8 protein-coding genes are annotated in these 10,880 nt (G+C 70.7%); all 8 read right to left on the reverse strand.

Translation table 11 applies throughout. The features are described 5' to 3' along the window. Window positions 1-2: 2 nt before the first annotated feature. The 8 genes from M3195_RS00480 to M3195_RS00515 are packed head-to-tail and all read right to left on the reverse strand — an operon-like array spanning window position 3 to window position 10,867. Complete coding sequence (locus tag M3195_RS00480; RefSeq protein ID WP_251584131.1) at window positions 3-752, reverse strand: hypothetical protein; 750 nt, start codon at window positions 750-752, stop codon at window positions 3-5. Further along, on the reverse strand, window positions 749-2,380 hold the full coding sequence (locus M3195_RS00485) for a serine/threonine-protein kinase (RefSeq protein ID WP_251584132.1): 1,632 nt from the start codon (window positions 2,378-2,380) through the stop codon (window positions 749-751). The genes M3195_RS00480 and M3195_RS00485 overlap by 4 nt, the downstream gene beginning before the upstream one ends. Next, a complete protein-coding gene (locus tag M3195_RS00490) occupies window positions 2,377-3,843 on the reverse strand; it encodes an FHA domain-containing protein (protein ID WP_251584138.1) in 1,467 nt (488 codons plus the stop codon). The genes M3195_RS00485 and M3195_RS00490 overlap by 4 nt, the downstream gene beginning before the upstream one ends. Continuing rightward, window positions 3,843-4,649 carry a PP2C family protein-serine/threonine phosphatase gene (locus tag M3195_RS00495; protein ID WP_251584147.1) on the reverse strand — a complete coding sequence of 269 codons (807 nt, stop codon included), beginning with the start codon at window positions 4,647-4,649 and terminating at the stop codon, window positions 3,843-3,845. Before M3195_RS00495 ends, M3195_RS00490 begins: the two co-directional genes overlap by 1 nt. Continuing rightward, the gene (locus M3195_RS00500) at window positions 4,646-6,229 is read right to left on the reverse strand and encodes an RDD family protein (protein WP_251584148.1); all 1,584 of its coding nucleotides are present in this window, start codon (window positions 6,227-6,229) and stop codon (window positions 4,646-4,648) included. Before M3195_RS00500 ends, M3195_RS00495 begins: the two co-directional genes overlap by 4 nt. Then, complete coding sequence (locus tag M3195_RS00505; protein ID WP_251584149.1) at window positions 6,226-8,637, reverse strand: transglutaminase family protein; 2,412 nt, start codon at window positions 8,635-8,637, stop codon at window positions 6,226-6,228. The genes M3195_RS00500 and M3195_RS00505 overlap by 4 nt, the downstream gene beginning before the upstream one ends. Continuing rightward, window positions 8,634-9,896: a DUF58 domain-containing protein gene (locus tag M3195_RS00510; RefSeq protein WP_251584150.1), complete on the reverse strand. Its 1,263-nt coding sequence runs from the start codon at window positions 9,894-9,896 to the stop codon at window positions 8,634-8,636. Before M3195_RS00510 ends, M3195_RS00505 begins: the two co-directional genes overlap by 4 nt. Next, window positions 9,896-10,867, reverse strand: a complete 972-nt coding sequence (locus M3195_RS00515; RefSeq protein ID WP_251584152.1) for an AAA family ATPase — start codon at window positions 10,865-10,867, stop codon at window positions 9,896-9,898. The genes M3195_RS00510 and M3195_RS00515 overlap by 1 nt, the downstream gene beginning before the upstream one ends. Window positions 10,868-10,880: the final 13 nt, after the last annotated feature.

Raw genomic sequence — 10,880 nt, forward strand, 5'->3', positions numbered from 1 at the left:
CGCTACACCTCGTCGTCGTCTTCCGCATCCCCCTGCGGCGCGTCGAGCAGGGCGAGGTCGTCCTTCGTCACCAGGCGGCTCGACACGGCGTACTCGACCAGGCGCGCCTTGCGATTGACGGCGTTCCGCCCCTGCCCTCCGCGCATGCCCTGCACCCCGATGCGGTCGAACTTCTCGCACACGTTGTCGAGCTTGCGGTTGAAGCGCGTGCTCGTCCACCCGAGTCGCGCAGCGGCCTCGGACGAACTGGGAATCTCACTGATGCCGGCGCCCTCGCGCCGGAGGGCCGGCTCGGCGAGCGCGAGGATGAGGAGCTTCTGCCGCGAGGTCAGCGGCACGTGCCCGATCGTCGACTGCCCACCGTCCGCACCGCCTGTCGAATCGATGCGGAGGGCAGGGCCCTGCGAGTGGATCGTGAACTCGTACGTCGTCGGCCCCGCGGTGAACACCACGGTGGTCATCTCGAAGACGAGCGGCAGCCGCGCGCCCGGCGCCAGCCAGGCGTTGACGCCGCCGGTGGAGTCGGTCACCGTCGCCGTCAGCCGCGCCCCGATGTTCGAGAGCCACCACAGCCCGTCGATGCGCGAGATCTCGAGGAAGTGCCGGTGGAGGAAGAGGTTGTCGTCGTCCAGCTCCAGATCGCCCTGACGCCCGACATAGAACGGCTCGTCCGGTTTCGGCGTGAAGTACTCTCCTGCGAACTCGACCGTGATGTCCATCGATCCCACTTCCCCCCTGATCGGATCGCTCATTCGACGCACCCTCGCACCGGCTCCGAGGCCCGACCGTCGTCGCGACGCAGCATCACGTCGATGCAGACCGCGCCCGGATCGGCGGCGAACTGCGCGCTGGTCTGATCGGTCTGCTGCGGATCCACCTCTCCCGACACCTTGACCACGTTCCAGATGTAGGAGTCGCCCTCGAGAGGATCCGCGTTGGTCCAGGTGAACGAGACCTGATCGCCGTTCCGCGTGCCTGTGAGATCGCCGACCTTCGGCACGACGTCCGACAGGACGTCCTGCGGGCTCGGGGTGTCCGTCGTCTCCGGCGTCGTCTCGACGCCGGAGACGAACAGGTTCAGGAGCACGATCCCCCCGACCACCACGACCGCGGCCGCGGCGGAGAGGACGATCCACAGACCACGGCGACTGCGCGGCTTCCCCGGCGTCTCGACGGGGGATGCCACGCCCGGCGCGAAGGCGGGTGCCGGCGACGGGGCGGATGCGGGGGCGTCGGGCGTCACCACCCGGGGCCCTCGCACGATCGTCCGGTCGTCGTCGGCTCCCGGATCGGGAGCGGATGCCGGCGAGGAGGGAACGCGGATCTGAGTCTGCTCGACTGACGAGGGCGGCGGGGAATCGAAGCGCGGCACGTCGGGGACGGGAACGGCTGGACCCTTGCGCTCGGTCGTCGCCGACGGACGGGTGAACGCCGCGACATCCGGATCGATGCTGACGATCTCGCGGACCCTCGTCAGGCCGTCGCCGTCGTCGTCGAGCTCTTCCGCCGGGGCGTGGTCGTCGACGATGTCGATGGGTGTCACCGAGTGCGACAGCTCGATCTGCACCTTCTGCAGCGCGCGTGCGAACGCGACCGCACTCGGGAAGCGGTCGTCGGGGTTCTTGGCCATCGCCCGCTCGAGCAGCCGCTGCAGGCTCTCCGGGGAGTCGGGTCGACCGAGCGGCGGCAGCGCCGCGCGCTCGATGCGCTCGATGAGATCCGCACTCGAGTTGCGTTGGCCGGCCCGCTCGAACGGCGAGCGTCCGGCGAGCAGCGTGTACAGCGTCGCTCCGAGGGCCCACACATCCGTCCGCGGGCCGCTGCGCGGTGGGTCGGCGAACGACTCCGGCGGCGACCACGGGACCGACATACCGCTGGCCTCGCTGGTCGCGCCCGTGGTCGAGGCGATGCCGAAGTCGGTGAGAGCCGGCCGGTTGTATTCGGTGACGAGGATGTTCGCGGGCTTGATGTCGCGATGCAGGACACCCGCGCGATGCGCGGTCTCCACGGCTCCGGCGACCTGGATGCCGACGCGCAGCGCCTCGGCGACCGAGAACTGCTCCTTGCGCGTGCGCACCTGCAGATTCGGCCTCGGGCAGTACTCCATGACGAGGTACGGACGCCCGTCGCCCGCGACCCCCGCCTGATAGATGGTGACGATCGCGGGATGGGTCGAGAGCATGGCCATGACGTTCGCCTCGTCGGCGAACTCCTGAGCCGCGTTGCTCGACAGCCGGTCGGCGAGCAGGACCTTCACCGCGACGCGACGCCGAGGCATCTGCTGCTCGTAGAGGAACACGTCGGCGAAGCCGCCGGTCCCGAGGGGCTCGACGTAGGTGAACCCCGGCAGCTGAGGAGGCGGCGAAGGTCGACGACTCACGGAAGATCCTCGAATGCGACGGTCACTCCGTCGCCCAGATCGACGACATCGCCGGACAGGACGAGCGTCTGCTCGCCCGGGTGCAGACGAACGGGATCGGCGCCAGGGCGCAGCAGGGTGGAGCCATTGGTCGTGTGGAGGTCGACGACCACCACGGTGTCGGCATCCGGGCGGACCTCGAGATGGCTGCGCGAGATGTCCTGCTGCGGGCTCTCGACGGCGACGAGATGAGGAAGGTTCTCACCGCTCGCGCGCTGAGAGCGTGGACGGCGGCCGATGATCACGGTGCGGTCCAGTTCGACCACCTGGCCGGTGGAGACACGGATCCGCCCGGATCCGGCCGGCGTCACGGGGATCACCTGCGTGGGTGCATCGTTCCCCGCCGGCGCCTGCTGCCGGAGCGCGCGCATCTCGGCGGCCGAGATGGTCGCGCCGTCGTGGTCGCCTTCCACGACGGGCGGAATCGGGGGCTGCGGTTTCGCGTCCACAGGCACGGGAGCGGTGTGCACTGTCGGTGCGAACAGCTGCTCGAACTCGTCGATCTCGCTCGGCGCGATCGTGTCGTCGGACGCGCTCGGCGGGGCGATCGTGTCCTCGATCCCACTCGACCCCATGACCTCGCCCGGCACCAGGGTGTTCCCATCGACCGCGGCATCGTCCTCGGGCTCGGGCTCGGGCTCGGGCTCGGGCTGGGTCTCCGGCTCCGGCTCGGGCTCGGGCTCGGGCTCCGGCTCCGGCTCCGGCTCCGGCTCGGGCTCCGGCTCCGGCTCCGGTGAAACACCGACGCCCTGCTCGGAGTCCGCAGCAGGCTCGAGCTCTGCCTCCGTGTCGGCGGCAGGCTCTGCTTCCGACTCGGCGGATGCTGCCTCGGCGACCTGAGCGGCCGCCCCTGCGGTGCCCGCGCCGAAGAACGCCAGAGGCGGAGCGGGAACGGCACCCAGCGCGGCCGCTGACGCTCCCGCAGGCGCGGAGTCGATCATCGGCACGGGACCGAGCACCGCCACGATGGGCTCGGCGTCTGAGGCCTCGAGTTCGGCGCTGACGGCCGCCGCACGGACGACGCCGCTCTGCACGGGGAGGCCGGACGCGGCATCGGTCTCCTCCACCGTGATCTCGATGCGGGTGGCGCCGCCGACGAAGCGCTCGCTCCACGTGGTCACTTCGGCTCCGGTGAACTCCTGCGCATCGTCGGCGCCGCTGCTGACACGTGCGACCACACCGCCGCGCAGAGCGATGCGCACGTCCTTACCCTCGGCGACCGCCGCCGCGAAGGGCGGGAGCGAGGCGAACGAGCCGACCTCGCCCGAGGTGAGCACATCCACGACGCACGACAGCGTCTTCTCGGCCGGCAGGCGATCCCAGAGGCGCGCGACGACCTGGCTCGACACGTCGGGCGGCAGCGCGACGAGCGCGCCGGGAACGACGATCAGATACCACTGACCCGGTCGATAGATCGTCTGCATCAGCGAACCCCTCCTGCTGTCTCGCGTGGGCGAGTGTCCATGTCGATATCGGTCTCGAGCAGAGTGCCGGGGCGCGACGCCACCGATACCGCATCCGCGATGACGACCGTGATGTTGTCGCGCCCGCCGGCCTGGAGCGCCTCGGCGACGAGGGCCTCGGCGGCCTCTTGAGGATCGCTCGTCGTCAAGAGGATCTCTCGGATCCGCCAGTCGGACAGCTCGGAGGTCAGTCCGTCCGAGCACACGACGATGCGGTCGCCGAGCTCTGCGGGGAACAGCCAATAGTCGGCGTCCCCGGTGCTGCTCGCGCCGATCGCCCTGGTGATGATGTTGCGCCGTCGATCGGTCGACGCGTCCTCGGGGGTGAGCTCCCCCGCCTCGATGAGCTCCTGCACGACAGAGTGGTCGACTGTGATCTGCTCGAGTTCGGCGTCGGCGAACCGGTAGGTGCGCGAGTCGCCGATGTTCACCGCGAGCCAGTACCCCATGCCGTCGACCGAGGCGATCACGACACCGCTCAGCGTGGTTCCCGCACGACCGTTGCCAGACGTCGACAGGTGCTCGACACCCTCGCGTGCTCGCTCCAGCGCGAAGCGGACGTCGTCCAACGCGAGCGAGGTGCGGCCGATGAACAGCGCGAACTCGTCGATGACGGTGGCGCTCGCGCGTTCGCCGGCCTCGTGGCCGCCCATGCCGTCGGCGACGACGAACACCGGCGAGCTCGCGAGGTAGGAGTCTTCGTTCAGGGCCCGACGCAGCCCGGGATGCGTCGCGGAACCGGTGTGGACGACAAGACCCGGCCTCATGCGTATCCGCCCACGGTGACGATGCGGTCGCCGATCTCGATCGCGTCGCCGAGTCGCACCGGAACCCGCTGGCCCGCCGGGCACGCGAACCGCTGCCCGTCGCGCACGATCGTCATGCCGTTCGTGGAGTGACGGTCGAGCACCCAGCCGCCGGACGCTTCGGATGCCGCCTCGAAATGCGTCTTCGACAGCGAGAGCGTCTCATCGCGCACCGGAACGAGGACCGCACCGTCCTCGGGGGCGGGATTGCGGCCGAAGATCGTGCGGCGGGAGACGGGGACCCTGGTGCCGTCGTCCCACGTGAAGATCAGGCGGTGGCCGGGCACGCTGATGCGGGTCTGCTCGAGCTCGGCCTCCTCGTCGTAGTCGGCGTCGAACGCGGGTGTCGTCGTGGGCTGGCGGGCGTCCGGCCCGGGCCCGGCGGATGTGGAAGCGGCGGACGAGGGCGCCTCCGGTGCAGACGCGGCGGGCGGAGGCACCGCCGGAGCCGAGACGGGCAGCGCGGGAACGGGCGGCATCGCGGGAACCGGCGGGATCGACGATGCGAGCGGATCCGCCGGCGCAGAGGGCGTGACGGGGTCAGGCGCGATGGGACCGGATGCGGAGGTGTCGGACGCGGCGGGCTCGGGAGCGCTCGGGCGCTGGACGATGGTCTCGTCGAGTCCGGGGTCGAGATCGGAGACCGGTTCCGGCGCGGGACTCGGCGGCGTCGGATCGACCCTGGAGGGCGGACCGGGCTGGGTGACCCCGGGGACGAAGGCGATCAGCGATGACTCCCCGGCCTCGGGCACGGGGGGCTCGAACGGCACCGGCGGCCGGGGCGGCGCCGCGGGAGTGCCGAACGCGGTCGGAGCAGCAGACGCCGCCGGAGCAGCAGGCGCCGGGGCGGGCGCCGCCGGGGCAGCGGGCGCCGGAGCGGGCGCCGACTCCCCGGGCACCGTGAATGCACTCCGCGCGGGCGCGGGGAACGGTTCCGGCGCGGAAGGCGCGGGCGGCGGGGTGAAGCCGCCCGAGGCCTGCGCTGCGGGCAGACCGGGGATCGCGGGCGCGATCCCGCCGGCGGAACCGTGGAGGGCACCGCCGGCGATCGTGACCTCCGGATCCGTCGTCGTGGGAACGGACGCGGGCGATACCCGGGCGTCGAGGATGAGCGCGTTCGCGACCTTGTCGTGCCAGCCCTGGAAGCGCCCTGATCCGTCGAACAGCGGCGTGAAGTATCCGACGACGATCCCCGCGGCCAGACCGAAGATCACGTTGCGCAACAGCGCTCGGCCGAACCCGAGGTTCGAGCCGTCGACCGCCGACACGAGGCGCAGACCCTGAGCCCGCATCCCGATCGATCCCTTGCCCGCCTGCATCAGCGTGTAGACGACGAACCAGCCGAGCAACAGGAGCGATACGATCGGGCCGCCGATGAGGAGGGTGGTGAGTCCGGCCTCGATGCCGCCCGAAAGGCTGACGGCTGCGATGAGCACACCGTAGAGGACCACGGCGATACCGGCGGCGATGGCCGCATCGATGAGGTAGCCGATCGCGCGGCGGTTGATCGGCGCGATCGGCGCGAACGCGGGCTGCGTCATGAGGTCTCGCTCTCGGGTGCGGACGGTGTCGATGTGCTGCTCTCGATAGTGCCAGGTTCACGCCGGACCCGCGCGACGGCGGCGTCGCGGAGCCCCTGCAGGCCGTTCGAGATCGCCGACCCTCCCAGCAGTGAGCGCAGGCTGAGTCGGGCTTTGATCCGCTTCCAGAAGCCCGCCTCGGCGCCGAGACCTCCCACGATCGTGTCGACCTCGCTCCAGAAGGCCTCGACGTCCTCCGGGGTCGGATCGGTCGGCCCGAACACCTCGGCATCGGCCCGCCGTGCCAGCGTCGTGACCTGCGGGAGCGTCAGAGTCGCGGCCACGGTCGCGGCTTCCTCCGACCGGGTTCCGCCCGGCGGGATCCGCGCGCCATAGTCGACCGCTCTGTCGGTGAGCTCGTCCCATCCGCCGCTGATGCGGTCGGAGGTTCGGGCGGCGGAGCGCCGCGACCGGCGCTTCGCGGCCTTCCACGCGCCGATCACGATGAACGGGGAGGCGACCAGCGCGAGGATCGACAGCGAGATTCCGCCGATCACGAGGATCGTGCCGATGATGCCGAGGAGATTGAGCGACTCGTCGTCGCCCTTGCGGTCGTCAGGCAGGGTCGGCGGCAGGTCGACCGGCTCCTGCGGCGGCGGCGGCGGCTGCAGCACCTGCGGCTTGGGGTCGACCTTCGGCTTCGTGTTCTGGTCGTTGGGGACCTTGTCCTCGGGAGGCGTCGGGTTGAAGGTGAGCCACCCGAGCCCCTCGAAGTTCACCTCGACCCACGCGTGCACGTTGTCGCCGGTCGCCTCGAAGACCGCGTCGCCGGCATTCTCCTCGTCCGGATAGAACCCCATGACGACGCGGGCGGGGATGCCGACCTCGCGGGCGAGCAGAGCCATGGCGACCGAGTACTGCTCGTCATCGCCGATCATCTGGTCGCCGCCGATGAGCGTCGTGATGCGCTCGGCGGTGTGACCGGCCCGCGACAGCACCTCGCCCTCAAGGCCATGGCTGAAGAATCCTCCATCGGCGAGGAAGGTCTCGAGCGCCCTGACCTGCTCGATGGGAGACTCGGCGCCGGATACCGTCTCGGCGGCGAGCGAGGTCAACTCCTCCGGCACGTTGCTCTGCTTCGGCAGCGGCACCTTTCCGAAGCCGACGTCGGCGAGCTGCGTGTCGTCGAACTCGTTCGGGATGACGGTGTCGACGGTGTAGCTGTCACCCTCCGTGAGCCTCGACGTCGCTACGGCGGTGCCGGTCCCGGTGTTGTAGTAGGTCGACCGGCGCAGCTCATCGGCGCGCGCGCCCGCGAAGTCGATCTGCGACACCTGACCGGCGTCGGGCACCCACACCCCGCGATACTCCTCTATCTCGACCTGCAGCGTCACAGGGATGCCCTCGGCGTCCGGCGACATGTTCGCGCGGACCGGGGTGAACGCGCTCGACGAGTCTGCGCCGCCGTCGGTGACGTTGTAGACCATGCCGTCGTACTGATCCATGACCGCGATGCGCATCCGAGCGCCCTTCGGCAGGCCGTTGACGGTGAAGAGCGTGTCGCCGGCCTCGTCGCGGACGTTCTTGCGAAACGCCTGCAGCGGGCTCGGATAGTCGCGGATGTTGAAGGGAGGGATGATCACGTCACGGAACACGTGCCGCGGCTGCACGGGGGCGGCGATCGCGCTCGTCGCGACGCCAGCACCCCCGGCGACGGCGAGCACCGCCACCCCCGCGAGCAGGCGGCGCAGCCGCATGTGCGCGGCCCTCGACGGATCGACCTCGCTCACCGAGACGGCAGCGTTCTGCGGCGCCCACAGCTGGCGGAGCGCGAGCCACGCGGTCGCGAGCACCGCGAACACGAGACCCTGCACCACCGGGAAGGCCGGCTCCGGGGTGCCGAGCGCGATCACCAGCATGAGCATGACACCGGCGGGCAGCAGCGCCCACGCCACGTTCGGCAATCGCAGCGCGAACGACGTCGTCAGCACCGTGATGACGAGGGTCAGCAGGAACGGCACGAGAAAGTGCCCGTCGGTCCCCGACACCGGGGCGACCGTCGTGAGCAGCTGCTTCCACGCCGTGACGGTGCCGACCGCGAGCTTCTCCAGCGTCTCCAGCGACGGGATCACGCCCAGGATGGTCGTGTGCGGCAGCGCGAGCGCACCGCCGAAGACGAAGTACACGGCGACCGTGAGCCCGGCGACGATGAGGATGCCCCAGCGCTGCCACGTCGAAACGACCGCGATCGCGAGGCCGAGGAGCAGCGCGCCGACCGCAGCGGGGAGGTACGACGGTCCGGCGAACGTGGGCCAGAAACCGACGATCGACACCGCGATCAGCAGCGCTGAGGCGGCGAGGTCCAGAATCCAGCGGCGCACCGGCATCCCGGCGAACTCCTTCGCGAGAGCGGTCGACACGGCGGTCATGCGAGTACCTTCTGCAGCGCGAGGGGGACCTGTTCGAGGGCGCCGATCGTCACGACGTCGGCCTCGCCGATGCGGCGGAGAGCGGGCGCGGCCACGCTGCGATCGGCGACGACCGCGAGGACCTTGGCGCCGAACGGGAGCCGAGCGCACGCGACGCGCAGGTCGTCGGTGTCGACCTTCGAACCGCACACGAGCACCACGACGCTCGCGAGCGGCATGGTGCGCGAGAGCACACCGGCGAGCTGGTCGATGCCGCCGTCTCGGGGCTTGGAGTACTCGACGCCCGACAGCGAGTCGAGCAGCTGCTTGCCGGTGCCTGCGGCGAGCTCGCGCCCCTGCACGCGCACGTCGACGCGCTGCGAGTCGCGGATCGCGCGGAGCCCGATGGATCCGGCGGCCGAGATCGCCAGCTCGAAATCGTCGTCCGTGGCGTAGTCCCCGGCCGAGCGGGAGAGGCCGATCACGAAGTGCGACCGACGGGTCTCCTCGTACTGGCGGACCATCATCGTGCCGGTGCGGGCGGTCGAGCGCCAGTGCACGTGGCGCAGGTCGTCGCCGGGCTGGTACTCGAGCAGGGCGTGGAACGAGACGTCGTCGCGCGAGAGATCGGCCGCCGGGAGACCCTCCAGGTCGCGGAGGTAACCCAGCGACTGGCCGTCGAAGAGCACGGTGCGCGGGTGCACGTACAGATCGACGGGCTCGTCGCGACGGTGCGCGCGCTCGAACAGGCCGAGCGGATCGCCGCGCACCACGCTGACGGGGCCGACCTTCACGACCGCGCGCTTCTGCGTCGGGATCGCGAACAGCTCCTCCGCCTCCTCGCCGGGAGCGAGTCGCTGGATGCTGAACTCGCCGCGACCCGATCCGACGGGCAGCACGACCCGGGAGGGCAGGATCGCCCTGGCGCCGCGGTTCGCAAGGGTGAGGGCGCCCACTGCTCGCTCCCCGACGACGACGCGGGTGCGCGCGAGGTCGAGTGAGACGTCGTAGGCGGTGCGACCGATGAGGAACAGCGCGCACAGTCCGACAGTGATGGCGATCACTACGGCGGCGACCGTGAACTCGGCCCACCCCGCGATCTGACCGACGATCCAGAACCCGACCGCGAGCGCCATCAGCACCCACGCCAGCGGACGGATCGCGCCGGCGACGAGGCGGAGGCGACTCAGGATGCGCGCGCCGATGACCGCCGCGACGTCGCGCCAGCCGGCGTCTCGGTCGGTCGGCGCGGTCGCAGCCGGGAGTGCCTCCGTCGTCATCAGGCCGCCGCTCGTGCCTGCGGTGCCGCGACGGCATCCAGGACGCGCGCGATCACGGCGTCGCTGGAGGTTCCCGCGAACTCCGCCTCGGCATCCAGCAGCAGGCGGTGCTGCCACACGGGACGGGCGAGCGCCTTGATGTCGTCGGGGAGCACGAAGTGCCGGCCCTGCGATGCCGCCCACACCTTCGCGATGCGGATCATCGCGATCGCGCCTCGTACCGAGACGCCGAGACGGATCGCCGAGTCCTCGCGGGTGGCCTCCGCGATCTCGGCGACGTACCGCAGCACGGCGGGCTCGACATGCACGGAGGCGCCGAGGTCGGCCATGTCGGCGACGGCGCTGGTCGTGATGATCGCCGAGAGGCCGGCCGACGGGTTGCGGTCCGAGGCACCCGCGAGGATGCTCTCGGTCACCGAGATGTCGGGGTATCCGATCGAGGTCTTGATGAGGAACCGGTCGAGCTGCGCCTCGGGGAGCTTGTAGGTTCCCGCCTGCTCGATGGGGTTCTGCGTCGCGATCACGAGGAACGGGCGGCCGGTCTCGTGCGTGACGCCGTCGACCGTCACGCGAGACTCCTCCATGACCTCGAGGAGGGCGGACTGCGTCTTCGGCGAGGCGCGGTTGATCTCGTCGGCGAGCACGATCGACGCGAAGATCGGACCCTTGTGGAACTCGAACCGGTGCTGCTGCTGGTCGTAGATCGTCACACCCGTCACGTCGGAGGGCAGCAGATCGGGCGTGAACTGGATGCGCGTGCTCGTGCCCTGCACGGTCGCGGCGAGCGCCTTCGCGAGGCTCGTCTTGCCCGTGCCCGGTGCGTCTTCGAGAAGCACGTGGCCCTCGGCGAGCATCGACGCGAGCACGAGGCTGACGATCTCGCGCTTGCCCTGCACGGCCCGGTCCACGTTGTCGACGAGGCGCTGGAAGGTGCCCTGGAACCAGGCGGCCTGTTCGGGGGTCATGGTCATGAGTGTGTCGGTT

The sequence above is a fragment of the Microbacterium hydrocarbonoxydans genome (assembly GCF_023715885.1).
In the GTDB taxonomy this organism is placed as follows: Bacteria; Actinomycetota; Actinomycetes; order Actinomycetales; family Microbacteriaceae; genus Microbacterium; species Microbacterium hydrocarbonoxydans_C.

Coding starts and splice junctions, on each gene's coding strand:
- M3195_RS00480 (WP_251584131.1), bottom strand. CDS start 752: ATGAGCGATCCGATCAGGGGGGAAGTGGGATCGATGGACATCACGGTC.
- M3195_RS00490 (WP_251584138.1), bottom strand. CDS start 3,843: ATGCAGACGATCTATCGACCGGGTCAGTGGTATCTGATCGTCGTTCCC.
- M3195_RS00495 (WP_251584147.1), bottom strand. CDS start 4,649: ATGAGGCCGGGTCTTGTCGTCCACACCGGTTCCGCGACGCATCCCGGG.
- M3195_RS00500 (WP_251584148.1), bottom strand. CDS start 6,229: ATGACGCAGCCCGCGTTCGCGCCGATCGCGCCGATCAACCGCCGCGCG.
- M3195_RS00505 (WP_251584149.1), bottom strand. CDS start 8,637: ATGACCGCCGTGTCGACCGCTCTCGCGAAGGAGTTCGCCGGGATGCCG.
- M3195_RS00510 (WP_251584150.1), bottom strand. CDS start 9,896: ATGACGACGGAGGCACTCCCGGCTGCGACCGCGCCGACCGACCGAGAC.
- M3195_RS00515 (WP_251584152.1), bottom strand. CDS start 10,867: ATGACCATGACCCCCGAACAGGCCGCCTGGTTCCAGGGCACCTTCCAG.